Genomic DNA, 26,459 nt, shown 5'->3' on the forward strand with positions numbered 1-26,459 from the left:
AACCCCAAACCTGAACGAGCCCTTTCCCGTACGCCACGTCGACTCCCACAACCGCATTGGCGCCGAACCCGCTGCACCTCGCGACCTGGGACGGGCGCCAGGTCCGTAGCGCGTGCTCCGGCCGTGGTGGTGGGTCCGGCGAGCGCGTACTCCGCCTAAGACAGCGCAACTCCGCAGCGGCCAGCCGATGTAAGCACTCACTTACAGCACCACGCGAACCCGACTCAAAGCCCCGGGCCGATGTGAGCACTCACTTACAGCACCACGCGAACCCAACTCAAGCCCCAAGCCGATGTGAGCACTCACTTACAGCACCACGCGAACCCAACTCAAGCCCCAAGCCGATGTGAGCACTCACTTACAGCATCACGCCAACCCAACTCAAGCCCCAAGCCGATGTGAGCACTCACTTACAGCACCACGCCAACCCAACTCAAAGCCCCAAGCCGATGTGAGCACTCACTTACCGAAAAAGCGGCAATATCTCGGCGACGGCTGAGGCCAGGACAACTTCGCTGGCTGCTCAACCCGAGACCGGCCGCACACCATGTCGAGCAGGTCGAACCGGCAGCCCGCCACCATGTAAGTGAGCACTCACATCCGTTTGGGTTGCGGGCGGGCTGGCGCGGTGTTGTAAGTGAGTGCTCACATCGGTTTGGGTTGCGGGCGGGCCGCGCGGTCTTGTAAATGCTCACGTCGGTCTGGGGTTGTGGGTGGGATGGCACGGTCTTATAAGTGAGTGCTCACATCGGTTTGGGGTGCGGGCGGGCTGGCGCGGCTTTGTAAGTGAGTACTCACATCGGCTCGGCCCCAGAGGCGCGAGCGCCGTATTGGAAGTGAGTACTCACAAACCGGTAGGCGAGGAGCAGGGCCGCGAGACGCCAGCCCTCGGTTGTAAGCGAGCACTCACTTACCGCGGCAGCCGTAAGGCGAGCCGTCAACAGAGCCGCAAAAGCGATCGACCCGGCCCCGCAAATGCGGAACCGGGCCGATCAAAGCGTGCAGCGCCAGCTAGCGAGAGCCATGCCCCGCGTTGTTGTTGCGATACTCGTCGGCGCCCTCGCGGTCGCGGGTGAAATCCCAGCCGCCGGCTGCCTCGCGCCCCGGGCGGCCGCCCATGGCGAAGCCGCCGATCTCCTGCCCGCGCCGCCAGCCGCGGAAGTAGCCCGTCGTGTGGGCGGCGATGCTGGCCGCGTCGCGGACGATGCGCAGGGGGCGTTCGTCGCGCAGCGGGGAGCCGGGCACCAGGTTGGCCTGGGGCACGCGCTTGGGCAGGCCGGCCGCGGTCTCGGCGGCCACCGCGGGGGTGGACGCCTTTTCGGCGGCGCGCCAGCCCGTGTCGTTCGGGTTGGTCCAGTCGAGCTTGTCGGACTGGTCGTTGTGACCGGTGAACCAGGCCGAGCGGGCCGCCGCGAAGATCAGCAGATCGGTGTCGTTGCTGTCGGACGCGACCGGCGGGTTGATGCTGCGGTCGAGCGCGGTCAGCTTGCTGCTCGTCGTCGACGGCGACACCGGGCGGCGGACGCCGTTGCGTCCCTCGACCAGGCGCAGCGACGGCGGGTCGCTGACGGCGGGCATGTCGGTGACCGTGGCGTCGAGGCCGTTGGGCAGCTGGGAGTCGACCAGGCGCAGGGCCGGCGGCTCCTTCGGCATGTCCTGCCAGGGCGGCCGCACCCGGCCGTCGGCCGGCGGCGCGCTCGTCGAGGCGGCCGGTGTGGTCAGCGCGTCGTCGGAGCCGCTGGTGTTCATCAGCGGCCAGTTGGCGCGTGAGCCGGGCTCGGGCGCCTCCTGCCCGCCGGGACGCTGCGCGGGCATCGGCAGCGAATAGTCGGTGGCCTCGCCGGTCGGGGTCGCGGACCGGGTCGCCGGGCGGGGCGGGATGACCGTGCGCTGCCGCTCGGCGCGGGCGCTGTTGATCGCCGCGTTGGTCAGCGTGGCGCGGAACGGCTGGCCGCTCTCGGCCGGGCTGGATCCGTTCGGCGCGCCGGAGGACGGCGCCGACGCGGCCGGGGAGACCGAGGCCGCCGGGAACGTCGTGCCGGTCGGCGGGGCCGGGGTGCGCGAACCCGGAACCGGGCGCGAGCCCGGCGTGATCGGCGTCATGCCCGGCGGAGGCGGCGGCGTCGAGATCGGCCGGTTGCCCGGGGCGGCCGCGCGGTTGGGGAACAGCGAGCCGAGGCCCTCCCCGGCGCTGCGGGCCCGGGCCGCGGGAGCCGCGGGCGGCTGCGAGACCGGCCGGGGCGCCAGCGGCGGCGGCATGACCGGGTCGGGCGCGACCGGAGGCGTGGTGAGCGGGCGCGGCGTGATCGGGCCGGTGCCGGTCGACGCGGGCTCGGGGCGGGTGCGCCGGCCGAACCGCGAGGCGTCGCCCGTCACCGACTGCAGCGGAGCGGGCTCGGCGGCGCGGCGGGTGCGGCGGCCACCGTCGGGGGTGCTGCGCGCGGCAACCGTGCCGATCAGGGAGGCGCAGGCGGCGTCGGAGGCACGCACCGCGGCGACCGCCTGGCGCACCGTCTCGCCCGCGGCGGGAGCCAGCGACTTGTTGACCCCACCGCGGCGGGGCGACTCGCTGATCGCGACGTGAAGCGCGGTGACGGCGGCGATGATCTCGTCTTCGGTGCCGGAGCCGGCCCGGGTGAGTTCGCGGGCGACGTCCTCCGCGACCCGCTGGGGATCGCCGTTCGCGCCCAGCCGGCCCGGCTCGGGCAGCGCGTCGAGCACGGCCAGGGCGAGCGGGTGGGACGGGTCGGGATAGGCCCGCAGGGCGGCCGGGTAAAGCTCGCGCAGCACCTCGCGCAGGGCGATGGCGGCCGCGTGCCGGCCGCTGAGCAACGCGACGTGCGCCGAGAGGACCGGCTTGTAGCTCACCAGGTCGCGCGGCACGGGCAGGGTGCCGGCCGTGAGGGCGCCCGCCTGCAGCGCCCGGGCCAGGCCGACGGCCCGGCGCGCGGCCGGCGGCGCCTGCATCTCTTCGACGGAGTCGTCGTCGGCGAACCGCTCGGCGAAGTCGTCGGTGGTGTCGTCGTCCGCCACCACGAGCGGCCGGCCGGCCGCGGTGAGCAGGGAGGTGACCAGGTGGTCGTCGCTGTCGGCGGCGACCGCGGCGTCGGTGAATCCACTCGTCCGTTCCACGAGCAGCGAGCCGAACTCGGCGTATCCGCCGGGGTCGTCGCTGATCTCGTGGACGCCGAGCAGTCGTCCTGCGTCGTCCACCACGGCGATGGTCAGTAGTGCGGCCGAGGCCGCACGCACCGATTCATCCGCCGACGCCAGACCGCAGTACACGCGCACGAGCGCCACGGCGTCGTCCTCCTCCCCAGGGGGCAGCTGTCGTTCGGCCAAGGATTGATGGTCCCTGGTGAGGGGTCAGTCGCGCCAGTCCACAGCTGCAGAGATCTTGCCGATTACCGAGCGCCAGCCGAGACTTGCCTGTTGTGCCCCGATTTTCTTCAATCGACGGCGACCGAAGAATCCGCCCATCCCACCGTTCTCGGCGGAGCGAAGCGACTCGTCAAGGTCGTCGAGCGGTGAACCGGGCGCCAGTGCCAAGATCACCGGCTTGAGCCGGAGGGCGTGACCGAGGTCACGCGCAACCTCGCCCGCGGCGATGAGCAACGGCAGGTCCCATGTGTCGTGTCCGCCGCGCAGATTTTCCACCACGAGGTCGAGCTCGTAGCGGTTCTCCGGCAGCGGGTCGATGTCGGTCGACTGTACCCGGTCGGCCAGGGTGACCCAGGAGTCGATTTGTGCGAGATCGTGCGGAGCACCCGAACGAATGAAGGAGACCAGCGACTCGGGGGTCTTGAAGGCGATCAACCGGCCCTTGTGGGTCAGGAAGGCGGGCACCTCCTCGTCCTCCGCCTGGGTGCCGGCCTCGTCCGCCTCGTCCTCGAAGTCGGCCGGGTCGGGCTCGTCGGCCGCCTTCGCGTCCTTGCCGTCCTCGTCCGTCTCACCCTGGGCCAGCAGCGCCTGGAACTCGTCGTCGACGATGACCTCTTCGTCGTCGTCCTCCGCGGCGGCGGCTCGGCGCTTGCGGGCCTCGAACGGGTCGTCCTCGTCGACCTCGATCTCGGTCGGCGTCAGCGTCGAGGACTTGCGGTAGGCCCGCAGGGTGAGGGCGACGCCGCCGGGCAGCGCGATCTCGACCGGCTCGACGCCGGTCTCGTCCCAGAGGGCACGCCCGGAGAGGCCGCCGGACTGCGCAGCGGACTTCGCGGCCACGGGCGCGGACGCCTCGGGCTCGTCGGACTGGCTGGTCACGGTGACCTCCGGGATCAATCTGGCCTATGGGACGAGTGATTCTGCCGACACACCCTAATGGGCGTGGCTGGAAAGGAACTGACCGGTCCGGTGCAAACGGTCAGAAGCCCTTCGGATGCCAGACCGTCTTGATCTCGAGGAGGGCGGTCATCGCACCAGTACCCGGGTCCTCCGTGTAGTCAACGCCCGAAGAGGGGCGAATGACCCGCTTGAGGGTGCCGGCCGCCGCCCGTTCGAGTTCGGTCGCCAGTTCCGGGTCGCCCACGCCGGACAGGTCGAGCGCGTTCACGTCGTCGTGCGAGGCGAGCCACGGCGCGATCTCGGCGGCCTGGCCGGTTAGCACATTCACCACCCCGCCGGGCACGTCGGAGGTGGCCAGCACCTCGCCCAGGGTGATCGCGGCCTGCGGGTTGGACGCGACGACGACCACTGTGTTGCCGGTCACGACGGCCGGGGCGATCACGCTGACCAGGCCGAGCAGCGAGCCGGGGGCGATCACGCCGACGACCCCGGTCGGCTCGGGGGCCGAGAGGTTGAAATACGGCCCGGCCACCGGGTTGGCCCCGCCGGCCACCTGGGCGATCTTGTCGGACCAGCCCGCGTACCAGACCCAGCGGTCGACCGCGGCGTCCACCTCGGCCCCGGCGACGCCCAGCGACTTGAACTCGGCCCGGCGGGCCTCGAGCATCTCGGCGGTCCGATAAAGCACCTGGCCGCGGTTGTACGCCGTGGCGCCGGCCCACTTGGGCTGGGCCGCGCGGGCGGCCACCACGGCGTCGCGGGCGTCCTTGCGGGAGGCGAGGGCCACGTTGTCGCCGTCCACCAGATAGGTCCGTCCTGATTCGCTGCGCGGAAACTTCCCGGCGACGTACAGCTTGTAGGTCTTCCGCACCGCGAGGCGGGACGGGGTCGCAGACTTAGGCAAGGTACGCCTCCAGGCCGTGCCGGCCGCCCTCGCGGCCGTAACCGGATTCCTTGTAGCCGCCGAACGGCGACGTCGGGTCGAACTTGTTGAACGTGTTGGCCCACACCACACCGGCGCGCAGCTGATCGGCCACGGCCAGAATCCGCGAGCCCTTCTCGCTCCAGATGCCGGCCGAGAGCCCGTACGGGGTGTTGTTGGCCTTCTCGACCGCCTCGGCCGGCGTGCGGAAGGTCAGCACCGACAGCACCGGGCCGAAGATCTCCTCGCGGGCGATCCGGTGGGCCTGGGTCACGCCCGTGAAGATCGTCGGGGCGAACCAGAAGCCGCGGTCGGGCAGCTCGCAGGGCGGTGACCATCTCTCCGCGCCCTCGCCGGCCCCGATTTCCGACAATTCAGTAATCCGGTCGAGCTGGGCCCTCGAGTTGATCGCGCCGATGTCGGTGTTCTTGTCGAGCGGGTCACCCACCCGCAGGGTCGCCATCCGGCGCTTCAACGCATCGAGGAGCGAGGAAGCGATCGACTCCTGCACCAGCAGCCGGGAGCCCGCGCAGCAGACGTGGCCCTGGTTGAAGAAGATGCCGTTGACGATGCCCTCGACGGCCTGGTCGATCGGCGCGTCGTCGAAGACGATGTTGGCCGCCTTGCCGCCGAGCTCGAGCGTCAGCTTCTTGCCCGTGCCGGCCACCGAGCGGGCGATCTGCCGGCCCACCTCGGTCGAGCCGGTGAAGGCGACCTTGTTGACGTCGGGGTGCTCGACCAGATAGCGGCCCGTGTCGCCGGCGCCGGTGACAATGTTGACCACGCCCGGCGGCAGGTCGGCCTGGCGGCAGACGTCGGCGAAGAACAGCGCCGAGAGCGGGGTCGTCTCGGCCGGCTTGAGCACCACGGTGTTGCCCGTGGCCAGCGCCGGGGCGATCTTCCAGGCCAGCATGAGCAGCGGGAAGTTCCACGGGATGACCTGACCGGCCACGCCGAGCGGGCGCGGGTCGGGGCCGAGCCCGGCGTATTTGAGCTTGTCGGCCCAGCCCGCGTAGTAGAAGAAGTGGGCGGCGACCAGCGGCAGGTCGACGTCGCGGGACTCCTTGATCGGCTTGCCGTTGTCGAGCGACTCCAGCACGGCCAGCTCGCGGGAGCGCTCCTGCAGGATGCGGGCGATCCGGAACAGGTATTTCGCGCGTTCCGAGCCGGGCAGCGCGGACCAGCTCTCGAAGGCGCGGCGGGCGGCGGCGACGGCCCGGTCGACGTCTTCCGGCCCGGCCAGGGCGACCTCGGCCAGCACCTGCTCGTCGGCCGGGTTGATGGTCTTGAACGTGTCTTTGGCCTCGCCGAACTCGCCGTCGATGAACAGCCCGTACGACGGGGCGAGCTCGACGATCGAGCGGGACTCGGGCGCGGGAGCGTACTCGAAGAGCGACATCGGCCTCAGTCCAGCGTGAAGTAGTCAGGACCGGCGTAGTGGCCGGTGGTCAGCTTGGTGCGTTGCATCAGCAGGTCGTTGAGCAGCGAGGAGGCGCCGAACCGGAACCAGTCGGGGTGCAGCCAGTCGTCGCCGCAGGTCTCGTTGATCATCACGAGGTATTTGATGGCGTCCTTCGTCGTGCGGATGCCGCCGGCCGGCTTGACCCCGACCTGCCGCCCGTAGCGCTCGCGGAAGTCGCGCACCGCCTCGAGCATCAGCAGCGTCACCGGGGGCGTGGCGTTGACGCCGACCTTGCCGGTGGAGGTCTTGATGAAGTCGGCGCCGGCCAGCATGGCCAGCCAGGACGCGCGCCGGACGTTGTCGTAGGTGGCCAGCTCGCCGGTCTCGAGGATGACCTTGAGATGGGCCGGGCCGGCCGCCTCCTTGACCGCGACGATCTCGTCGAAGACGTGGGCGTAGTCGCCCGCCAGGAAGGCGCCCCGGCTGATCACCATGTCGATCTCGTCGGCGCCGTCGGCCACCGCGTTGCGCGTGTCGGCCAGCTTGACCTCGAGCGGGGCTTGCCCGGACGGGAAGGCGGTGGCGACGCTGGCCAGGTGGACGCCGGAGCCGGCGAGCACCGCGGCCGCCGTCGGCACCATGGCGGGATAGACGCAGACCGCGGCGACCGGCGGGCAGGTGGGATCGGCCGGGTCGGGCCGCAGGGCCTTGGCCGACAGGGCGCGCACCTTGCCCGGGGTGTCGGCGCCCTCGAGCGTGGTGAGGTCGACCATGCGGATGGCCAGGTCGATCGCCTGCGCCTTGCTGGTGGTCTTCACCGATCGGGTGCCGAGCGCCGCCGCCCTGGCCTCGATGCCCACCTTGTCGACGCCCGGCAATCCGTGCAGGAAGGTCCGGAGATCGGCGGGGGAATCGGGCAGGCCGGACAGCCTCGACGTCGCTGTCGCAGTCATGAGAAGGATTCTACGCGGGCCCCCGACAGTTGATCTTGGATGACCGGTAGGTTGATCGGCGTGGACGTACTCGTCGTAGATCACCCGCTGGCCCAGACCCGGCTCACCGCGATGCGCAAGTCGGAGACCGACTCGGGGGTCTTCCGGGCGTCCCTGCACGAGTTGACCACCATGGTGGTCTACGAGGCGGCGCGCTCGTTCGCCACCGAGACCTATCCGATCGACACGCCGGTCGCCCCGACCGAGGGCATCCGCCTGGCCAACCCGCCGCTGATCGTGCCCGTGCTGCGGGCCGGCCTGGGCATGGCCGACTCGGCGCTGGCGCTGCTGCCCGAGTCGTCGATGGGCTTCGTCGGCCTCGCGCGCGACGAGCACACGTTCGAGCCCCGGGCCTACATGGAGTCGCTGCCCGTCGACCTCTCCGGCCAGCCGGTGCTGGTGCTCGACCCGATGCTGGCCACCGGCGGCTCGCTGCTGCACTGCTGCAAGCTGCTGGTCGACCGCGGCTGCACCGACGTGATCATCTGCTGCGTGCTGGCCGCGCCCGAGGGCGTCCGCCGCCTCGAGGAGTCGGGCCTGCCGCTGCGCCTGGTCACCGCCTCGATCGACGAGGGCCTCAACGACAAGAAGTACATCGTGCCCGGCCTCGGCGACGCCGGCGACCGCCAGTTCGGCGGCATGAGGCGCTTCTAAGAGACGAAGCTCCAGCTCAGCGCCTTGCCGTCGGCGAACGGCATGACCCCGTGGAAGACCGTCGGGGAATCGGCGAAGACCAGGGGCAGGAAGTGGCGGTCCGACTCCCACATGGGCACCTGGCCGGCCAGCACGTCCGCGACCGGCACCCAGTGCAGGCTGCCCTCGTCGTTGCCGGCCGGCGGGGTGCCCGTCCAGGCCGGCACGCGAAAGACGAAACCGAACCAGTTCGCGCCGCCGCGGCCGAAGCCGGGCCACGAGATGGTGCCCGCCAGGTCGACCGTCGTGCAGTCGAGCCCGGCCTCCTCGTGGATCTCGCGGCGCAGCCCGCTCACCACGTCCTCGTCGGGCTCCAGCTTGCCGCCGAGCCCGTTGTACTTCCCGTAGTGCAGGTCGTCCGGCCGGGTGTCCCGCCGGACCATGAGCACCTGATCACGGGAGGGTGACAGCACGTAGCCGAGAGTCGCGATGATCGCCTGCACGGCACGACCTTAGCCAACAGCTCGACATCGACCTCCCGGGGCGAAGTGCCCGCCGAGCGGAGGCGAAGGCCAGCAAGCACAGCAACCGGGATATAACCGACCTGGCGATCTGATTGCGTGACTGGGGACACTATCGTTTCGATCCATGACCTCCATGCCTCTCGCCGAGGAACTGCTCCTCCTCGCGTACGACGACCAGACCGGCAAGGCGACCGGCTCCCGGATCGGGCTCGACCTCGGCATGGCCGCGGCCGTGCTGGTCGACCTCGCGCTGGCGGGGCGCATCGCCTATGTCGACGGCTACCTCAAGGTGATCGACCCGAGCCCGATCGGCGACACCATCGCCGACGCCGTGCTGGCCAAGGCGGCCGGCGACGAGCCGCACACGCCCGCCCAGTGGCTCCAGCGCCTGCGCCACCGGCTGCGCGCCCGCGTGCTGGAAGACTTGGTGGCCCGGGGTGTGGTGCAAGACGTGGACGAGACCCAGATGGGCGTGATCCACGTGCACCGCTATCCGACCACCGACCCGGCCTTCGAGGCCGAGATCCGGGGCCGGCTGGCCGAGGCGCTGACCACCGGCGCCCTCTGTGACGAGCGCACCGCCGCGCTGGCCACCCTGCTGGTCTCCTGCCGCATGGAGCCCGCGCTGCGGCTGCCCCCGGAGGACGTCGCCAAGGCGCACGACCGCCTCGAGCAGATCGCCTCGGGCGCCGGTTTCATGGCCGGCGCCAACCTGGAGGACTCGATCGTGCGGCCCAGCGTCGCGCTCGTGGTCGCCACGCTGGGCAAGGCCATCCAGGCCGCCCTGGGTGCGCCGAAGACGGCCTGAGCCAGGGAGCTACACCCCGAGGGCAGCGGCGATCTCTCGTCGCAGCCCGACCAGGCCGTCGCCCGCCCGTGCGCGGGCGGCGGCCAGACCACCGGCGTCGACCGGAACGACCACTTCCAGGTACGCCTTGAGTTTCGGCTCGGTGCCCGACGGCCGGATGACCGCCCGCGCCGCCGCCGTGCGGAACGTGAGCACGTTGTTGGCCGGGTCGTCGGTCACGCTGACGTCCTGCCCGAGCAGCGACTGCGGCGGCGCCGAGCGGGCCCGGGTCATCGCCGCCCCGATCTCGGCCAGGTCGTCGACCCGCACCGAGAGCTGGTCGGTCGCGTGCACCCCGAACTCCGTGGCCAGCTCGTCGAGCCGGTCGGCCAGGGTGCGCCCCTCGGCCTTGAGCCCGGCCGCCAGCTCGGCCACGGTCAGCGCGGCCGTGATGCCGTCCTTGTCGCGCACGAGGGCCGGCGCCACGCAGTAGCCGAGCGCCTCCTCGTAGCCGTACGCCAGCTCCTCGGCCGCCCGGACGATCCACTTGAACCCGGTCAGCGTCTCGGCGTAGGGCACGCCCCGGGCCGCGCACAGGCGGCCCAGCAGTTGCGACGAGACGATCGTGGTCGCGTACGTCCCCGGGACGCCCCGCCGGATCAGGTGATCGCCGAGCAGCGCGCCCAGCTCGTCGCCGCGCAGCGCCCGCCACCCGTCAGTCGTCGGGATGGCCACCGCGCAGCGGTCCGCGTCGGGGTCGTTGGCGATCGCCAGGTCGGCCCCGGACGAGGCGGCCAGCGCGAGCAGCAGGTCCATCGCGCCTGGTTCCTCCGGGTTGGGGAACGCGACGGTCGGGAATTCCGGGTCGGGCTCGGCCTGCGCGGCCACCACGGCCGGGGCCGGGAAGCCGGCCGCCGCGAACGAGGCCAGCAGCGTCGAGGCGCCCACCCCGTGCATCGGCGTGTACGCCACGGCGAGGTCGCGCGGGCCGCCCGGCGTCAGCACAGCCGCGGCGCTCCCGGCGTACCGCTCAATGATCTTGTCGTCGAGAAGGGTGCCCGGCGAGCCCAGCGGGATGTCGGCGATCGGCCCCACGGCCCGGATCGCGGCCTCGATCCCGGCGTCGGCGGGCGGCACGATCTGGGCGCCGTCGCCGCCCGGTCCGCCCAGCTCACGCCCCAGATAGACCTTGTAGCCGTTGTCCTGCGGCGGGTTGTGGCTGGCGGTGACCATGACCCCGGCGACCGCGTCGAGAGCCCGTACGGCGTAGGCCAGCACGGGCGTCGGCAGCAGGCTCGGCATGATCAGGGCCGCACGTCCGGCGCCGGTCGCGACCCGGGCGGTCTGCTCCGCGAACTCCTTCGAGCCGTGCCGGGCGTCGTACCCGATCACGAGCGGGCCCTCGCCGCCCTGCTCGGCCAGCCACGTGATCAACCCGGCCGCGGCCCGCGTGACGACCGCGAGGTTCATCCCGTTCGGCCCGGCGCGCAGCCGACCCCGCAACCCGGCCGTGCCGAAGGTCAGCGGGCCGGCGAACCGGTCGCGCAGCTCGGCCTCGGTGCCGGGCAGCCCGTCGATCAGGCGGGTCAGCTCGGCCCGCGTGGCCGGGTCGGGATCGTCCGCCAGCCAGGTCTCGGCCAGGGACTTGAGTTCGTCAGGCGCCATCAGGGATTGATAGCACGCCGACGTGGATCAGGAGGCCTGCAGGGCGTAGGTCTTGATCATTTGATCGAAGATCGGCTTGCTGCCGGCGAACTGGGTCTCGTTGGTGGTGAGGAAGAACGAGTACGCCTTGCCGCCCGAGATGACTGCGCCCCAGAGCCCGTGCCGGGCCTGGTCACCGGTTCCGCAGGTGTATTCGAGCACCGCACCGTCCCGACCGGCGATCTTGGTGTTGGTCAGACCCACCTGCGCGTACGGCTTGGGGCAGTTCGTCGAGCGTGTTTTGAGCGTGTTTTCCGCGACCCCGAGGAACGACTGCGGCGTGGCCTTGGAGGACGCGTTCTCGACGAGGATGCGAACCTTGCGCTTGGTGTCGTTGGGGTCCACGAAGTCGACGTAGACGCCGCCCGGCTTCTTGGCCCAGGCCTTCGGCACCTGCACCTTGACGCCGCGCTCGTTGTATTCCTGGGTGGCGAACGACACGGGCTTGGTCTCGGCATTGCCGGTCGGGGCCGCGGTCGGCGCCCCGGCGTCGTCACCGCCCCCGCCGGCCAGCGAGAACACCAGCACCAGCACGATCACCACGGCCAGCGCGCCGCCCCCGGCGATCAGCTGCTGCTTGCGCGGCCAGCCCTTGACCGTCTCGACCGCCTTGCCGGTGGTCTCCTTCGCGGTGGCCACGGCGTTGGCCAGCATGGCCTTGCGCTTGGCGGCCGGGCTGCCGCTGATCGTGCCGGCCATCGGGTCCCGGGCCGCACGGGCGCCGTTCCACGCCTCGCGTGGCGGGAGCACGTTGGTGGTGTCGCCCGAGGCGGCCGGCATCAGGCCGGTCGGGGTCGACTCGGCGGCCCGCCGGCGGGCCGAGCCCGGGCCGGAGGCGCCGCCCTGCTGCAGCTTGTTGAGGTGGTCGGTGAGCGAGTCACCCGGCGCGAGCATGGCCCGGCCGCCGATCTGGCCGCTCTTGGCGGGCGAGATCGGCTGGGTCTCGGCAGGCCCCGCGGGCGCCGCGGGCGGGCGCTGCGCGGGGACGACCGAGTAGGGGTCGGTCATCATGTGCGGCGGGCTCTTGCTGGCCAGCGGGCCGGCGAGCTGCTGCCGCAGGATGGTGCGCGCGGTCTGCACGTCCATCCGGCGGTCGGGGTCCTTCTCGAGCAGGCCCATCAGCACCGGCGTGAGCGAGCCGGCCCGGACGGCCGGGGCCGGCGGGTCCTCGACCACGGCGTGCATGGTCTCGATCGGGTCGCCCTTGTCGAACGGGGGCCGGCCCTCGACCGCGGTGAAGAGCGTGACACCGAGGGAGAACAGGTCGCTCGGCGGGCCGAACGAGCTGCCCATCGCGCGCTCGGGCGAGATGAAGTGGGGCGAGCCGAGCACCATGCCGGGGGTGGTCAGCTGCACGTCGGTGGGCATCCGGGCAACGCCGAAGTCGGTCAGCACGCAGCGGCCGTCACCGCAGATCAGCACGTTGGCCGGCTTGACGTCGCGGTGCAGCACGCCGTGCGCGTGGGCGACCTCGAGCGCGCCCAGCAGCGCGATGCCGATCTTGGCGACGACCCGGGGCGCGACCGGCCCGTCCTCGATCACCATGTCGGCCAGGCTGCGCGCGTCGAGCAGCTCCATCACGATCCACGGGCGGCCGTTCTCGTGCACGACGTCGTAGACCTGCACGACGGCCGGGTGCTGCAGGGCGGCCGCGGCGCGGGCCTCGCGCATGGTCCGCTCGTACATCGCGTCGCGGTCGCTGGGCGCCAGGCCGGGCGGGAGGATGACCTCCTTGATCGCCACGTCACGGCGCAGCAGCGTGTCGGCCGCGCGCCAGACCGTGCCCATGCCGCCATGACCCACCGCGGCACGTAATGTGTACCGCCCGCCGATGAGGGTGCCCGGGGCTGCGCGTCCGCTGGTCGGAGCGTTGTTGCCACCGCTCCACGTCGGAATCTGAGTCACTGAGGATGCCACCGAGGGGGTCTAGGGGCCGTCGACCGAACCCCGCTATCTTGCCGTGCCCCCACCCCGATTTGAAAGTCACGGTTGCCGTGTTCCGGTGAACTCGACGGTAGGTGACCACGAAATTGCATTGGGTGGGCACTTTCGGACGCTGAGTGCGAAAGTCCTCACTCAGCCGGATTGAACGAGGGTTCAGGAGGCGATCCGGTCGACCCGGACGCGATCACGACCCGACCGCCGGGACGGAGCCTGAGCCGACCGGCGGATTCGGCGAAGGTCGCCGGGGTAACAAGGAACGTCTTACCGTTGACGGAACAGGCGTTGTGTCTTCGTGCCACAGTGGGCGAGGTATGCCATGCCACATCTCGAGCGGTGCGTGCGGCGTTGACCAACCGGTCGAACGCCTGGACCTCACCTCCGGACAGATCTCCGGACGGACTCTCGGTGTGCTCTATCGGAGCCCGCCGTGGCACCGTAGAAAGCTCCCATCAGGGCTTTCGTGACCGAGCGCGATACGGCGCGTACGGGAATGGCGTTGCACAGCGTTACCTAAAACGGTCTAAGCTGTCGCCCGTCTCCGGAATGCGACAAACACTATATGAAGATGCGGATGCCGACGTGACTACGACTCTGAAGGAGCCCGCAGGGGCCCAGAAGGAGTGGCCCGGGCCGTTGCCCGGCGCCGAGCCCCTGCCCGGCCAGCTCGACCGCTGGCTCGCCGCTCACGGCGCGGAGCTCGTAGCGATTCGGCGTCACATCCACGCGCACCCCGAGCCGTCCTATCACGAGTTCGAGACGGCGGCCCTGGTCGCCCGCGAGCTCGCCGTGGCCGGGCTGTCGCCGCGCATGCTGCCCGAGGGCAACGGTGTGATCTGCGACATCGGCGAGGGCGACCGGGTGATCGCCTTCCGGGCCGACCTCGACGCGCTGCCGCTGCAGGACCTCAAGGACGTGCCGTACAAGTCGACGGTGCCCAACGTCGCGCACGCCTGCGGCCACGACGTGCACACCACCGTCATGCTCGGCCTGGGCCTGGCGCTGCAGCAGCTCGCCCAGCAGGGTCAGCTGCCGGGCCGGATCCGCCTGATCTTCCAGTGCGCCGAGGAGACCGTCCCCTCCGGAGCCCCCAAGCTGATCGCGGCCGGCGCCCTCAAGGACGTCGCCGCCATCTACGCCCTGCACTGCTACCCGCAGCTGCCGGCGGGCCTGGTCGGGGTGCGCTCCGGCCCGTTCACCGCGGCCGCCGACACCGTCGACGTCAAGCTGACCGGCCCCGGCGGCCACACCGCCCGGCCGCACCTGACGGCCGACCTGGTGTACGCGCTGGCCAAGGTCATCACCGACGTGCCGGCGCTGCTGGGCCGCCGGGTCGACCCGCGGGCCGGCCTGTCGATGGTGTGGGGCGCGGTGCACTCGGGCGAGGCGTTCAACGCGATCCCCGGCGAGGGCCGGGCCCGCGGCACCGTGCGGGTGCTCAGCCGTGAGGCCTGGCGGACCGCCCCCGAGCTGGTCACCCAGCTGGTCAAGGACGTCGTCGCGCCGACCGGGGCGCACGTCGAGGTGGGCTATCACCGCGGCGTCCCGCCGGTGATCAACGACCGGATGGCCGCCGCGATCGTGGCGGGCGCCGCGGGTGCCGCGCTCGGCCCCGAGCGGGTGGTCGAGGCCGAGATCAGCATGGGCGGCGAGGACTTCTCGTTCTATCTCGACCAGGTGCCGGGCGCGATGATCCGGCTGGGCACCGGGGTGCCTGGCTCGGACGAGAAGCACGACCTGCACCAGGGCGACTTCGATGTGGACGAGAGCTGCATCGGCTACGGCGTGCGGGTCATGGTCCACACCGCGCTGGCCGCCCTGGCGACAGGCGCGTTCTAGGGCTGCGGCGGCGCCGGGGGCCCCGAGATCGGGGGCTGCGGCGCGGCCGGGGCCACGTACGCCGGACGCCGGCGCGAGCGGTTGTACCGGCGTACGGCGTAAATGATCGCCCAGATCGGTAGGCCGAACGCGATCAGCCAGGGCAGCAGCGCGCCCAGCACGGTCAGCAGCACCTTGAGCGAGGCCAGCAGCGCGTCCCAGCCCGCGCCGAGACCGCTCAGGAAGCCGGGCGGGCCGTCGTCGGCGACCGCCTCGGCCTCTGGGTCGAGCAGGGTGACCGTGATCGTCGAGAGGGCGGTCAGGTCGGCCAGGTGCCGCTTCTTGGCCTGCAGCGACGCCAGGTCGGACTCGCGGGTGGCCACCTCGCGCTCGAGCATCACCAGGTCGTTGAGCGATTTGGCCTGGGCCAGCAGCTTGCGGCCGCTGTCGACCCGGGCCTGCTGCACGGTGATCCGCGCGTCGAGGTCGACGGTCTGGTCGGTCACGTCCTCGGTGTTGATCTGGCGCTGCTCCTCGGTGCCCAGCTTGGACAGCTGGTCGACCACGCCGGCGAACTTGTCGGCCGGGATGCGCAGCTCCATCGAGGCGGTGTCGGAGCCGGAGCCGCTGCTGCGGTTGTCGCCGCTGACGAAACCGCCGGAGGTCTTCGCGATGCCGGTGGCCTGCGACGCCGCGGCCTCGACGTTGTCGACCCGGACGGTGACGGTGCCGCGGTAAATGATCGAGCGCTGGTCGACCTGCAGGTCGGGCGCCTGGGCCTGGGCGTCCTTGCCCGTCTCGGGCGCGCCTGCTCCGCCCTGGTCCGGGACGGCTTGTTCGGCCGCTTGCGGCGCCCCGCCCGCGGAGGAGGCCGAGTTGTCCGACGCGCCGTCCCCGCAACCGGCCAGCATCAGGCCGGCGAGGACTAGGGTGCCGAAGATATATGTCTTTCGAGAGCGCATGCTTTCTCCCAACCCCGTTTCGGTGTGCCCCTGGGACGTGCGGCAGACGTTTTCCGGTTCCGGCAGACTGCGAGTTGAGCGGTTACGAATCAGCAGCGGAGGGGTCCCGTGCAGATCACGAAGTTCACGCATTCCTGTCTCCGGATCGAGGGCGCGGGTGTCCTCGTGGTCGATCCGGGCGCGTTCAGCGAGCGGGCGGCGCTCGACGGCGCCGACGCGGTGCTGATCACGCACGAGCACTTCGACCACCTCGATCCGGAGGCGCTCGCCGAGACGCTGGCGCGGCGGCCGGAGCTGCGGTTGTTCGCCCACGCCGATGTGCTGGCCCAGCACCCCCAGTTCGCCGAGGTGTCGACCCCGGTCGAGCCGGGCGCGGAGTTCGAGGCCGCGGGTTATCGCGTACGGGTTCATGGCGGTCAGCACGCGGTGATCCACCCGGACATCCCGCGCATCACGAACGTGGGTTATCTGATCGCCGACGAGTCGACGAATCTCTACCACCCCGGGGACTCGTTCACCGTGCCGGAGGACACGACGGTGGACACGCTGTTCGCGCCGTTGAATGCTCCGTGGATGAAGCTCTCCGAGTCGATCGACTTCGTCCGCGCCGTGCGGCCGGGCCGGGCCTACGCGCTGCACGACCACCTGCTCACCGAGACCGGGGCCAAGGTGTCGGACGGGCACCTCGAGCGGCTCTCGGGCACGAAGTACGCGCACGTCGCGCCCGGCACCACCATTGCCTGACGTGCCCGGCGCAACCGACGAGCTGATCCAGCGGCTCTACGAGTCCCCGCCGGAGGGCTTCGTAGCGGCCCGCACGGCCGCGATCGACGACGCCCGCAAGGCCGGTGACCGGGCCACCGCCAAGCGCCTGGCCGCGCTCAAGAAGCCGACCGTGGCCGCCTGGGTGGTCAACCTGCTCGCGCTGCGCAAGCCCGAGCTGATCGAGGAGCTCGTCGAGCTGTCGAGCTCGCTGCGCGAGGCCCAGCGCGGGCTCGACGGCGCGGCGCTGCGGGAGCTCACCAACCAGCGCCGCCAGGTGGTCTCGGCCCTGGTCACGGCGGCGAGCAAACTGGCCCGGGCCGAGGAGCCGGCGCTCAAGCTGCCGCTCGGCGAGGTCGAGGCGACGCTGACCGCCGCGCTGGCCGAGCCCGACATCGCGGCCCAGGTGCGTACGGGAAGGTTGATCCGGGCCGCCACCTATGCGGGCTTCGGAGAGGTGCCCCGGCCGCGGTTGCGCCTGGTCACCGACGAGGCTCTCGGGGAGGACGACGAGAGCGCGGCCGACGACGAGGCCGAAGTGGTCGAGTTCCCCCGGGAACGGGCCGCGGTGGCCGAGCGCCGGCGCCGGGAGTTCGAGCAGCGCCGCCGCGACCTGCGCCGGGAGCTGACGAACGCGCAGGCGGCCGAGAAGCGCGCCGACGGTCAGCTGGAACGGGCCGAGGCGGCCGAGCGTGACGCTGGTCACGTCGTCGAGGACCTGGACGCCGAGCTGGCCGAACTGGAACGCCGGCGCACCGAGGCGCAGGCCGACGTGGCCCGGCGCAAGCAGGCTCGCCGCCTCGCCGAACGGGAGGCGGCCGCGGCCCGGCGCCAGGTCGGCGACGTCCAGGCCGCCTTGGAGGATCTTGAATCGGACGAGCCGGAATGATCGGGTTTGCCGCCCCGGATGGGAAGAATATTTTCCAGATGCGCTCAGGGAGAGCAGAATCGGGCGGGTGACCCCCGAACAGGCAGCCGCCAACGCCAAGACGGGGCTAGCGACGATCGTGGGTGCCTTCGCCGAGTCGCCACAGACGCTGCGCCGTGCGCGCCTGCTGGGTCTGTCCGGCTGGGCCTATCACGTCTCGGCGCGCGCGGGCGCGCTCGGCGACGTCCGTCCCGAGACCGTCGCCGCCTCGATCGGCCTGATCGCCCCCGAGGCCGTCATGGACGGCTGGGAGGCGACGGCCAAGACCTCCGCGCCCATGGAGGTGGCCACCTGGCACCTTCACGAGCTGTGCACCTGGGGTGTGGAGCAGATCAGCGGCTTTCCCCGGCTGGCCCGGCTGCACGAGCTGACCGGCCGGGTGGTGGCCGCGGTCGACTACGCGGGCCTGCCCCTGTTCGCCGCGTGGCGGGCCATGCCGGTGCCCGATCAGACGACCGGCGCGCAGACCGCGGTGCTGCTGCACCTGCTGCACGAGCACCGGCTCGGCGTCCAGCTCGTGGCCGTGCGGGCCGCCGGGCTCACCCCGCTGCAGGCGATCATCGCCGGGCCCGAGGGCGAGACCGGGGCGGTGGCGTTCGGGTGGCAGCCGCCCTATCCGCCGGCCGGGCCGATCGTGCGGCGGCTGATGTGGGCCGAGTCGGTCGCCGACGCCATGGCCGGTCAGGCGTACGCGACGCTCGACCTGGGCGAACGGGTCGAGCTCATCGGCCTGCTCGAATCCCTGCGGCACCGGCTGCAGCAGTAAAAAGGCTCGCCCGCCCCCGCTCGGCCGTGGTCCCATGCCGGGGTGACTGAGCTTCCCGACGGCTGGAGCACCCGCCGGCCCACCCTCGACGACCAGCCCGCGCTCCTCGAGCTCGTGCACGCCAGCGACATCGCCGCGATCGGCTACCCCGACTTCAGCCCGGAAGACCTGCGCGAGGCCCTCACCGAGCCGAACACCGACCTGGCCCGCGACTGCTGGGTGGCGCTCGACCCCGCGGGCCGCATCGTCGGCTGGGCCTATCCGAGCAACGCCACCGGCGAGAATCGCGACTTCATCGAGGTCTACACGTGGCCCGAGCGCGGCCGCCCGGCGATCCGACCGCTGCTCGAGCTGATCCTGGCCCGCGCGGCCGAGCGGGGCGCCGAGTTCGGTCACAGCCCGTACGAGGTGCGGGCCGGCGCCGTGCCCAGCGAGACGGCGTACATCGAGCAGCTGACCGCGTACGGGTTCGGCTTCCTCAAGCAGCACGCGCGCATGCAGATCCCGCTCGACGGCGTGTCAGCGACCCCGCCCGAGCCGCCGGCCGGGGTCACGATCCGGACCGTACGAGCGGACGACGAGGCCGACCTGCGCGCCTTCCACGGCGTCGTCGAGCAGGCGTTCCTCGACTCCGACCACCGGGCCGCGCCCTTCGACGCGTGGCGGGCGCAGGCCAGTGCCCTCGACGAGTGGTTCGTGGCCGAGGTCGACGGCGTGGTGGCGGGCGCGCTGGAATCCTCGTACGACAGCGACGAGGCGAACGACGAGGGCTGGGTCAAGCGGCTCGGCGTGCTGGGGGCGTACCGGAAAAGGGGTTTGGGCGAGGCTCTGTTGCGCCGTGCCTTCGCCGCCTATGCCGCCAAGGGGCGCGCCAAGGCCGGGCTGGGGGTCGACATGGCCAACCCGACGCGGGCGGCCCGGCTCTACCTCGCGGTCGGCATGAAGCCGCTCTACGAAGCCAACATCTATCAGAAGGTGCTCTAAGCCTCGGGTGACGGCGTGCCGGTGGGACGGCGCCGCAGCTCCTCGACGTAGTCGTCGGGGGCGCCCGCCTTCTCCGCGGCGTTGGCGATCTCGCTCAGATACCACGCGGTGGGCAGGCCGCCCTCGTAGCCGGCGAAGACGTAGACCCACGCGCTGAACTCGCCCTCGAGCGTGGAGACACGCACGGTGACCTTCTGATAGGCCCCCGCGGTGACGCCCTCGACCTCGTCGAGCTGTGACGCATCCCACGGATGGACGTCGTACAGCGACACGAAGACCCGGTCGCCGGGCGACTCGACGATCGTCGTGACCGCGCCTTCCGAGCCTATTTCCCCCTCACCGGCAAAGGTCAGACGCCAGCCTTCTATCCACCCCACGCCAACCATCGGCGAATGCGGACAGTAGGCCCGCATGCGGGCCGGGTCGAGGTTTGAGCCATACGCGGCGTAATGACGCACGGCGATGACGATAGCCCGAGCGGGCGGTGGGGGAGAATACAAGGAGTGCGTGTCGGCACAACTGCCATGGGAAGGTTGGAAACGTCGTGAGTCGGATCGTGATCATCGGTGGGGGACCGGGCGGGTATGAGGCGGCCCTGGTCGCCGCCCAGCTCGACGCGGACGTCACCCTCGTCGAAGCGGACGGACCGGGCGGTGCCTGCGTCCTGACCGACTGCGTGCCCTCCAAGACCTTCATCGCCAGCTCCGAGATCATGACGGGTTATCGGCACAACGACCGGTTCGGCATCCGCTCGCAGGGGCTCGACGGGGTCACGGTCGACGCGGTCGCGGTCAACGACCGGGTCAAGAAGCTCGCGCTCGCCCAGTCCGGCGACATCCAGGCCAAGCTGGTCAAGGCCGGGGTCGACGTGGTGCACGGCCGGGCCCGCATGGGCGAGGACACGCTCGGCCACACTCACCAGGTGCTGGTCACCCCGCATCAAGCAGAGTCTTCAGTCCGGTCAGGGGCGGCGGTGGGGTGGTTGGATGGGGAGCCGTACGCGGTCGAGGCGACCACCGTGCTGCTGGCCACCGGGGCCACGCCGAGGGTGCTGGCCACGGCCCGGCCCGACGGCGAGCGCATCCTCGACTGGCGTCAGCTCTACGACCTCACCGAGCTGCCCTCACACCTGATCGTGATCGGTTCCGGCGTCACCGGCGCCGAGTTCGCCAGCGCCTATCTGGCCATGGGCGTGCAGGTCACCCTGGTGTCGAGCCGTGAGCGGGTGATGCCGCATGAGGACGCCGACGCCGCGATGGCCATCGAGCGGGTGTTCCGCGAGCGGGGCATGACGATCCTGAACCAGTCCCGGGGCAACGCGGTCGTCAACACCGGCTCGTCCGTGCAGGTCACCCTGGGCGACGGCCGGGTGATCGAGGGTTCACACGCCCTGATCGCCGTCGGCGCCATCCCGAACACCGCCGACCTCGGCCTGGCCGAATACGGCGTGCAGGTCGGCGACGGCGGCTACGTGACCGTCGACCGGGTGTCACGCACCAACGTGCCCGGCATCTACGCCGCCGGTGACTGCACGGGCGTGCTCCCGCTGGCCAGCGTGGCCGCCATGCAGGGCCGCATCGCGATCTGGCACGCGATGGGCGAGGCGGTGGCCCCGCTGCGGCTGCGCACCGTCTCGGCCAACGTCTTCACCGACCCCGAGCTGGCCACCGTCGGCGTCTCGCAGAACGACGTCGACGCGGGCCGGATCCCGGCCCGTCAGGTGATGCTGCCGCTGACCGGCAACGCCCGGGCCAAGATGGCCGACCTGCACGACGGCTTCGTCAAGCTCTTCTGCCGGCCGGCGACGGGCCAGATCGTGGGCGGGGTCGTGGTGGCGCCCAAGGCGAGCGAGCTGATCCTGCCGATCACGATGGCGATCGAGAACAACCTGACCGTGGACCAGCTGGCCCACACGATCACTATCTACCCGTCGTTGTCGGGGTCGATTGCGGAAGCGGCGCGTCAGCTGATGCAGCACGAGCTGCAATGACGTCCTTCTGACCGGCTGCGGCGGCCGCCAGCTCCTCGTCCTTGCGGCCCCCGAAGAGGGCGAGGATCCAGCCGGCGGTGCCGAAGACGACGGCCGCGGTGGCGGCGATCGCGAACAGCCGCCACGCGGACTGGGTGATCGCCGTGCCGCCGACGTGGCCGACCAGCCCGCCGTAGCTGCCCCAGGCGAGCGCGGCCAGGCCGTCGTAGAGGACGAAAAGCTTGATCGGGTAGCGGCGGCGGCCGGCGTGGAAGCCGGCCGCCATGCGCCCGCCGGGAACGAAGCGGCAGAGCAGCAGCACCAAGGGGCCGGGGCGGCGCAGCCCGCGGGTGAACCGCTCGGCGGCCTGCTTGGTCTTGGAGACCTCTTTGGCCTCCTCGTCGTGCTTGGGGCCGTAGCGAGCCCGCAGGGCGGACAAGCGGCTCGACCCCCGCTCTCCGGAGGAGCGGCCGAGGGTGAACGCGATCGCGTCGCCGGTGAACATGCCCAGCGCGCCGATGATGATCACCAATGCAAGATCAAGATTTCCGTAGACAGTCAGCGCCCCGGATGTGATCATGATCGCCTGGATCGGGACGACAGGAATCATCGCGTCGATCGCCAGGAAGCCGAAAAGAGCAAGGTACGCCCATGCCGGTGTTGCCATCATGGTCAACAAGTCGGTCATAGGTCATGCCACCTCACGGTGTTTCGGAGTCCACGTCATTCTCGGCGAGGACACCTGAGAATGGGCTGTGTTCAGCATGCTCCCTGATCAGACCCGGTCGTCGGTGATGCCGGACACGGTAGTGCCTCGATCCCTCCGGCGCTGCCCATTATCGGACCGCGAGCGTCTCGTAAGGGAGAGATGTCCGGGTTCGTCCCGCACATTTTTCGCTCGCAGCGGAGCGGGCGTACCGTGAGATTGCCGGAACGCCGGGTCCCCCGTTCTCGGTGTGCCGGCCGGTGGGCCGTCCGTAGGTCCCGTACGGGCGGTCCACTCGTCACTCGCGCCTCGCCTACCCTGTGCGAGTGCCTTCGCTCGTCGCGCCCACGGTCGACGCCCACGACTCTTTTCTCGCCGCCATGGACGAATACGTGGCCGAGGGGCGGGGCGGGCTCGACGATTTCAGCAACATAGGCAACGACCTCCGGGCGTACGCGGCCACGTGGTCGACGCCGGCCGGGTTCGCCCGCTTCGTCGCCTATCTGCGCGCGCAAGCCCTGGAGGAGACGCCCCGCCCGCTCGGCTTCGTGCCCACGACCGTGCTGTGGTGGCTCGACGGCACGGAATATCTGGGCCGGCTCAACATCCGGCACCGGCTGGCCCCCGGTCCGGCGGGGGAGCGCAACGGTCACATCGGCTACGACGTGCGGCCCGGGGCTCGCCGCCGGGGGCACGCCACCGCGATGCTGGCCGCCGCCCTGCCCCTCGCGACCGCGCTGGGCCTGCCGCGGGTGCTGATCACCTGCGACGTCGACAACGAGGCTTCGCGCCGGACGATCGAACGCAACGGCGGACGCCTGGCCGACCGCCGGGACGAGAAGCTGCGCTACTGGCTGTAGCCCGGATTCAGCTGCCGGAACAGTGCTCGCGCCAGGTCGAGCGGATCCTGGTCGCGGCCGGGAAAGGCGCCGGAGAGCCACAGCGTCGCGAAGCCGTGCGCGATCGACCAGCCGGCCTGCCCGGCCGTTTTGTCCGTGTCTTCGCCGTAGAGGGCCTCACTCGACTTGGCCCGCGCGGCCAGCAGAGCCGGGTCGTCCGCGTGGTAGAGATCGGGCCGGAACATGACCTCGAAATGGGCCGGCCGGCTCAGTGCGAACCGCACGTAGGCCACCCCCATCTCCAGGAAGTCGTCACCGGCCAGCGCCGTGGCCAGCTCCTCGAACCCCGCGGCGGCGAACGCCGTGAGCAGCCCCGCCTTGTCGCCGAAGTGATGCGCCGGGGCCGCATGCGACACCCCCGCTCGCCGGGCCAGGTCGCGCAGGCTCAGCGCCGCGACCCCGTGCTCCTGGATCGCCGCGGCGGTGGCCTCGAGCAGCACTCGCCGTAGATCCCCGTGGTGGTACGCCATGCCCTCAAGCCTAACTTGCCATTGACAAGATGGCTGTGACGGCTCAATCTTGACGTTGACAAGATTGGAGCTCGAGATGGCACCCCTGCTTGCCTTGATCGTGGGAAGTGTCCTGGCCCGGCTCGTCGGCCTGCTCGGGGTCGAGGCCCTCGACGGATGGTGGCCGGCGCTGCGGGTCGGCCTGGCCCTGATGTTCGTGCTGACCGGCCTGGCCCATTTCGGACTGGGGCGCCGCGAAGGGTTGATCGCGATGGTGCCGCCGTCGCTGCCCAACCCGGGGCTGTTAGTGACCGTTACCGGCGTGCTGGAACTGGCCGGCGCCGTGGGGCTGCTGCTGCCGGCTACGGCCCGTTTGGCCGCCGGGTGCCTGGCCGTGCTGATGCTGCTGATGTTCCCGGCGAACGTGTCGGCCGCGCGGCGCCACCTCGAGCTGGGCGGAGAACCGGTGACACCGCTGAAGGCGCGCATCCCTATGCAGGCGCTGTTCGTTGCTGCCGCGGTGGCGGTCACCCTCGGTTGATCAAGCCCAGCACAGAGGCCCGCCCTCCACCGGGGGCCCCCGCCACCACCATTTTATCGAGCGGGACCGATCTTGACGGGCGCCCCTGTGGACAACCTGGAATTGTGGATAACCCTCGACCCGTACGGGCGGACGCCTAACCTGGGCCGATGTTTCAGTCGATGCTGCAGACCACGGCGCCGGCGGTGACGGTCTCGCCGACCTTGATGGACAGTCCCGAGACCGTGCCCGCCTTGTGGGCCTGCAGGGGCTGCTCCATCTTCATGGCCTCGACCACGACGATCACGTCGCCCTCCGAGACCGTGTCGCCGTCGGAGACCGCGACCTTGACGATCGTGCCCTGCATCGGGGCCGTCAGCGCCGCCGCGCCGGCCGCCTGGGCGCCCGACCCGCCCGCGCCGCCTGTCCGCCGCGCCGCCGGTCGGCCCGGGGTGGCCGGGGCCGCGCCGCCTTGCAGCAGCTTTGCGGGCACGCGGACCTCGAGCCGCTTGCCACCCACCTCCACGACGATCGTCTCGCGCTCGTCGGCCTCGCCGCCCGCAACGGCCCCGCCGGCGAACGGCTCGACGCCGCCCGCCCACTCGGTCTCGATCCATCGCGTGTGGACGGTGAACGGCTCCGAGGCGAAGGCCGGATCGCGGACCACCGCGCGGTGGAAGGGAAGCACGGTCGCGATCCCCGTGATGACGGTCTCGTCGAGCACGCGACGGGCGCGCTCCAGCGCCTCCTCCCGCGTACGGGCCGAAACAATGATCTTGGCGAGCAGGGAGTCGAAGTTGCCGCCGATGACGCTGCCCGCCTCGACTCCCGCGTCGACCCGCACGCCGGGGCCGAGGGGCCACGACAGGGATTCGACCGTGCCGGGGGCGGGCAGGAAGTTGCGACCCGGGTCCTCGCCGTTGATGCGGAACTCGATGGAGTGGCCGCGCGGCGCCGGGTCGTCCGTGAGCTCGAGCGTCTCGCCCGCGGCGATGCGGAACTGCTCGCGTACGAGGTCGAGGCCCGCCGTCTCCTCGCTGACCGGGTGCTCGACCTGCAGGCGCGTGTTGACCTCGAGGAACGAGATCGTCCCGTCCTGGCCGACCAGATATTCGACCGTGCCGGCGCCGTGGTAGCCCGCCTCGCGGCAGATCGCCTTGGCGCTCTCGTGGATGGCCGCGCGCTGCTCGTCGCTGAGGAACGGCGCCGGCGCCTCCTCGACCAGCTTCTGATGGCGGCGCTGCAACGAGCAGTCGCGGGTGCCGACGACGATCACGTTGCCGTGCGTGTCGGCCAGCACCTGGGCCTCGACGTGCCGCGGCCGGTCGAGATAGCGCTCGACGAAGCACTCGCCGCGCCCGAACGCCGCCACCGCCTCGCGCGTCGCGCTCTCGAACAGCGACGGGATCTCGTCGAGCGTGCGGGCCACCTTGAGGCCCCGGCCGCCCCCGCCGAAGGCCGCCTTGATCGCCACGGGAAGGCCGTGCTGTTCAGCGAAGGTGATGATCTCGGCCGCGTCGGCCACCGGCTCGGGCGTGCCCGGCACCAGCGGCGCGCCGGCCCGCTGCGCGATGTGCCGCGCGGTGACCTTGTCGCCCAGGTCGCGGATCGCCTGCGGCGTGGGGCCGATCCAGGTCAGCCCGGCGTCGAGCACCGCCTGCGCGAACTCCGCGTTCTCGGAGAGAAAGCCGTAACCGGGGTGGACCGCGTCGGCCCCGGCCCGCCCGGCCACGTCGATCAGCTTGTCGATGCGCAGATACGTGTCGGCCGCGCTCTCGCCACCCAGCGCGTACGCCTCGTCGGCGAGCCGGGCATGCAACGCGTCACGGTCGCTGTCGGCATAGACGGCGACGCTGGTGAGACCCGCGTCCTGACAGGCCCGGACGACCCGGACGGCGATCTCGCCACGGTTGGCGATCAAGACCTTGCGCACGGGCTGAGCTTACGCTTAAGGAGTGTCCGCAACGCGCATGATGATCCTCGGCCTGGTCCAGTGGATGGAACCGGTGCACGGCTACGACGTCCGCCGTGAACTGCTCAGTTGGAACGCCGACAGGTGGGCGAACGTGCAACCGGGGTCGATCTATCACGCGTTGCGAAAAATGACCGACGAGGAGCTGCTCCACGAGGTCACCACCGAGCAGGTCGGCGCCCGTCCCGCGCGGACGACGTACGGGATCACCGACAAGGGCAAGGCCGAGTTCCAGTCGTTGCTGCGCCAGGGCTGGTGGAATCTGTCGCCGGGGGTCGACCCGTTCATGGCCGCGTTCTCCTTCCTGCCCGCGCTCCCGCCCGCCGAGTCGGCGGCCGCCCTGCGCAATCGGGCGACGCAGCTGCGGGCCGGCCAGCAGCAACTCGAGGCCGCGACCAAGGCCGACTGGGCGGACAACAAGCCGATCTATGTGTCCTGGTTGTGGGAGCGCAGCATCGTGATGGCCGAGGCCGAGATCGCGTGGTGCGAGCGGACCGCGCAGCGGATCGAGGAGAAGGGTGAATTCAAGTTTGACTAG

The 26,459-nt window shown here is 71.2% G+C and carries 24 protein-coding genes; 11 read left to right on the top strand and 13 right to left on the bottom strand.

The window, feature by feature from the left end; genetic code table 11:
• Positions 1-1,011: 1,011 nt before the first annotated feature.
• The 5 genes from JKJ07_RS10830 to deoC form a co-directional block, all read right to left on the bottom strand.
• Entirely contained in the window at positions 1,012-3,342 is a 2,331-nt protein-coding gene (locus JKJ07_RS10830) for a serine/threonine-protein kinase (RefSeq protein WP_236028716.1), read from the bottom strand.
• Between the two features lie 24 nt (positions 3,343-3,366).
• On the bottom strand, positions 3,367-4,260 hold the full coding sequence (locus JKJ07_RS10835) for a SatS C-terminal domain-containing protein (RefSeq protein WP_202991316.1): 894 nt from the start codon (positions 4,258-4,260) through the stop codon (positions 3,367-3,369).
• A 100-nt stretch (positions 4,261-4,360) separates the two neighbouring features.
• On the bottom strand, positions 4,361-5,185 hold the full coding sequence (locus JKJ07_RS10840; protein WP_202991317.1) for an aldehyde dehydrogenase family protein: 825 nt from the start codon (positions 5,183-5,185) through the stop codon (positions 4,361-4,363).
• Entirely contained in the window at positions 5,178-6,602 is a 1,425-nt protein-coding gene (locus tag JKJ07_RS10845) for an aldehyde dehydrogenase family protein (RefSeq protein WP_202991318.1), read from the bottom strand. The genes JKJ07_RS10840 and JKJ07_RS10845 overlap by 8 nt, the downstream gene beginning before the upstream one ends.
• Before the next feature lie 5 nt (positions 6,603-6,607).
• Positions 6,608-7,558 carry a deoxyribose-phosphate aldolase gene (deoC, locus tag JKJ07_RS10850; protein ID WP_202991319.1) on the bottom strand — a complete coding sequence of 317 codons (951 nt, stop codon included), beginning with the start codon at positions 7,556-7,558 and terminating at the stop codon, positions 6,608-6,610.
• Positions 7,559-7,618: 60 nt separating this feature from the next.
• Between deoC and upp the strand changes: the two genes are divergently transcribed.
• On the top strand, positions 7,619-8,251 hold the full coding sequence (upp, locus tag JKJ07_RS10855; RefSeq protein ID WP_202991320.1) for a uracil phosphoribosyltransferase: 633 nt from the start codon (positions 7,619-7,621) through the stop codon (positions 8,249-8,251).
• On the opposite strand, the gene JKJ07_RS10860 is transcribed toward upp, so the two are convergent.
• Positions 8,248-8,733: an NUDIX hydrolase gene (locus JKJ07_RS10860; protein ID WP_202991321.1), complete on the bottom strand. Its 486-nt coding sequence runs from the start codon at positions 8,731-8,733 to the stop codon at positions 8,248-8,250. The two genes, upp and JKJ07_RS10860, sit on opposite strands and share 4 nt — an antisense overlap.
• Before the next feature lie 145 nt (positions 8,734-8,878).
• Here JKJ07_RS10860 and JKJ07_RS10865 point away from each other — a divergent pair, with 145 nt between their 5' ends.
• On the top strand, positions 8,879-9,562 hold the full coding sequence (locus JKJ07_RS10865; RefSeq protein WP_202991322.1) for a GOLPH3/VPS74 family protein: 684 nt from the start codon (positions 8,879-8,881) through the stop codon (positions 9,560-9,562).
• A 9-nt stretch (positions 9,563-9,571) separates the two neighbouring features.
• Here the strand turns inward: JKJ07_RS10865 and JKJ07_RS10870 are convergent, their stop codons facing one another.
• Together JKJ07_RS10870 and JKJ07_RS10875 are read right to left on the bottom strand one after the other, a co-directional pair.
• A complete protein-coding gene (locus JKJ07_RS10870; RefSeq protein WP_202991323.1) occupies positions 9,572-11,206 on the bottom strand; it encodes a phospho-sugar mutase in 1,635 nt (544 codons plus the stop codon).
• Between the two features lie 27 nt (positions 11,207-11,233).
• Positions 11,234-13,150, bottom strand: a complete 1,917-nt coding sequence (locus JKJ07_RS10875; RefSeq protein ID WP_202991324.1) for a serine/threonine-protein kinase — start codon at positions 13,148-13,150, stop codon at positions 11,234-11,236.
• Between the two features lie 618 nt (positions 13,151-13,768).
• Here JKJ07_RS10875 and JKJ07_RS10880 point away from each other — a divergent pair.
• Positions 13,769-15,025: an amidohydrolase gene (locus JKJ07_RS10880; protein ID WP_307834206.1), complete on the top strand. Its 1,257-nt coding sequence runs from the start codon at positions 13,769-13,771 to the stop codon at positions 15,023-15,025.
• On the opposite strand, the gene JKJ07_RS10885 is transcribed toward JKJ07_RS10880, so the two are convergent.
• Entirely contained in the window at positions 15,022-15,966 is a 945-nt protein-coding gene (locus JKJ07_RS10885) for a DUF4349 domain-containing protein (RefSeq protein ID WP_236028720.1), read from the bottom strand. The two genes, JKJ07_RS10880 and JKJ07_RS10885, sit on opposite strands and share 4 nt — an antisense overlap.
• Before the next feature lie 108 nt (positions 15,967-16,074).
• Between JKJ07_RS10885 and JKJ07_RS10890 the strand changes: the two genes are divergently transcribed.
• The 4 genes from JKJ07_RS10890 to JKJ07_RS10905 all read left to right on the top strand — a co-directional run bounded on the left by JKJ07_RS10890 (position 16,075) and on the right by JKJ07_RS10905 (position 19,406).
• Complete coding sequence (locus JKJ07_RS10890; RefSeq protein WP_202991326.1) at positions 16,075-16,710, top strand: MBL fold metallo-hydrolase; 636 nt, start codon at positions 16,075-16,077, stop codon at positions 16,708-16,710.
• A 1-nt stretch (position 16,711) separates the two neighbouring features.
• Positions 16,712-17,617 carry a hypothetical protein gene (locus JKJ07_RS10895; protein ID WP_202991327.1) on the top strand — a complete coding sequence of 302 codons (906 nt, stop codon included), beginning with the start codon at positions 16,712-16,714 and terminating at the stop codon, positions 17,615-17,617.
• Positions 17,618-17,684: 67 nt separating this feature from the next.
• Positions 17,685-18,422 carry an SCO6745 family protein gene (locus JKJ07_RS10900; protein WP_202991328.1) on the top strand — a complete coding sequence of 246 codons (738 nt, stop codon included), beginning with the start codon at positions 17,685-17,687 and terminating at the stop codon, positions 18,420-18,422.
• Positions 18,423-18,464: 42 nt separating this feature from the next.
• Positions 18,465-19,406 carry a GNAT family N-acetyltransferase gene (locus JKJ07_RS10905; RefSeq protein WP_202991329.1) on the top strand — a complete coding sequence of 314 codons (942 nt, stop codon included), beginning with the start codon at positions 18,465-18,467 and terminating at the stop codon, positions 19,404-19,406.
• Here JKJ07_RS10905 and JKJ07_RS10910 read toward each other — a convergent pair.
• On the bottom strand, positions 19,403-19,864 hold the full coding sequence (locus JKJ07_RS10910; RefSeq protein WP_202991330.1) for a gamma-glutamylcyclotransferase: 462 nt from the start codon (positions 19,862-19,864) through the stop codon (positions 19,403-19,405). The two genes, JKJ07_RS10905 and JKJ07_RS10910, sit on opposite strands and share 4 nt — an antisense overlap.
• Before the next feature lie 86 nt (positions 19,865-19,950).
• Here JKJ07_RS10910 and JKJ07_RS10915 point away from each other — a divergent pair, with 86 nt between their 5' ends.
• A complete protein-coding gene (locus JKJ07_RS10915; RefSeq protein WP_202991331.1) occupies positions 19,951-21,396 on the top strand; it encodes an NAD(P)H-quinone dehydrogenase in 1,446 nt (481 codons plus the stop codon).
• Here JKJ07_RS10915 and JKJ07_RS10920 read toward each other — a convergent pair.
• Complete coding sequence (locus JKJ07_RS10920; RefSeq protein WP_202991332.1) at positions 21,326-22,063, bottom strand: DedA family protein; 738 nt, start codon at positions 22,061-22,063, stop codon at positions 21,326-21,328. The genes JKJ07_RS10915 and JKJ07_RS10920 overlap by 71 nt on opposite strands.
• Positions 22,064-22,407: 344 nt before the next feature.
• On the opposite strand from JKJ07_RS10920, the gene JKJ07_RS10925 reads away from it, so the two are divergent.
• Complete coding sequence (locus tag JKJ07_RS10925; protein ID WP_202991333.1) at positions 22,408-22,941, top strand: GNAT family N-acetyltransferase; 534 nt, start codon at positions 22,408-22,410, stop codon at positions 22,939-22,941.
• Here the strand turns inward: JKJ07_RS10925 and JKJ07_RS10930 are convergent.
• Positions 22,929-23,450: a TetR/AcrR family transcriptional regulator gene (locus tag JKJ07_RS10930; RefSeq protein WP_202991334.1), complete on the bottom strand. Its 522-nt coding sequence runs from the start codon at positions 23,448-23,450 to the stop codon at positions 22,929-22,931. The two genes, JKJ07_RS10925 and JKJ07_RS10930, sit on opposite strands and share 13 nt — an antisense overlap.
• Positions 23,451-23,526: 76 nt before the next feature.
• Between JKJ07_RS10930 and JKJ07_RS10935 the strand changes: the two genes are divergently transcribed.
• Positions 23,527-23,970 (top strand): DoxX family protein, encoded by a 444-nt coding sequence (locus JKJ07_RS10935; RefSeq protein WP_202991335.1) that lies wholly within the window; start codon positions 23,527-23,529, stop codon positions 23,968-23,970.
• Positions 23,971-24,124: 154 nt separating this feature from the next.
• Here the strand turns inward: JKJ07_RS10935 and JKJ07_RS10940 are convergent, their stop codons facing one another.
• Positions 24,125-25,882, bottom strand: a complete 1,758-nt coding sequence (locus JKJ07_RS10940) for an acetyl/propionyl/methylcrotonyl-CoA carboxylase subunit alpha (RefSeq protein WP_202991336.1) — start codon at positions 25,880-25,882, stop codon at positions 24,125-24,127.
• A gap of 22 nt (positions 25,883-25,904) precedes the next feature.
• Here JKJ07_RS10940 and JKJ07_RS10945 point away from each other — a divergent pair, with 22 nt between their 5' ends.
• A complete protein-coding gene (locus JKJ07_RS10945; protein WP_307834207.1) occupies positions 25,905-26,459 on the top strand; it encodes a PadR family transcriptional regulator in 555 nt (184 codons plus the stop codon).

Source organism: Paractinoplanes lichenicola (genome assembly GCF_016785085.1).
Taxonomy (GTDB): domain Bacteria; phylum Actinomycetota; class Actinomycetes; order Mycobacteriales; family Micromonosporaceae; genus Actinoplanes; species Actinoplanes lichenicola.

Coding starts and splice junctions, on each gene's coding strand:
- JKJ07_RS10845 (WP_202991318.1), bottom strand. CDS start 6,602: ATGTCGCTCTTCGAGTACGCTCCCGCGCCCGAGTCCCGCTCGATCGTC.
- deoC (WP_202991319.1), bottom strand. CDS start 7,558: ATGACTGCGACAGCGACGTCGAGGCTGTCCGGCCTGCCCGATTCCCCC.
- JKJ07_RS10865 (WP_202991322.1), top strand. CDS start 8,879: ATGACCTCCATGCCTCTCGCCGAGGAACTGCTCCTCCTCGCGTACGAC.
- JKJ07_RS10870 (WP_202991323.1), bottom strand. CDS start 11,206: ATGGCGCCTGACGAACTCAAGTCCCTGGCCGAGACCTGGCTGGCGGAC.
- JKJ07_RS10885 (WP_236028720.1), bottom strand. CDS start 15,966: ATGCGCTCTCGAAAGACATATATCTTCGGCACCCTAGTCCTCGCCGGC.
- JKJ07_RS10920 (WP_202991332.1), bottom strand. CDS start 22,063: ATGACCGACTTGTTGACCATGATGGCAACACCGGCATGGGCGTACCTT.
- JKJ07_RS10930 (WP_202991334.1), bottom strand. CDS start 23,450: ATGGCGTACCACCACGGGGATCTACGGCGAGTGCTGCTCGAGGCCACC.
- JKJ07_RS10935 (WP_202991335.1), top strand. CDS start 23,527: ATGGCACCCCTGCTTGCCTTGATCGTGGGAAGTGTCCTGGCCCGGCTC.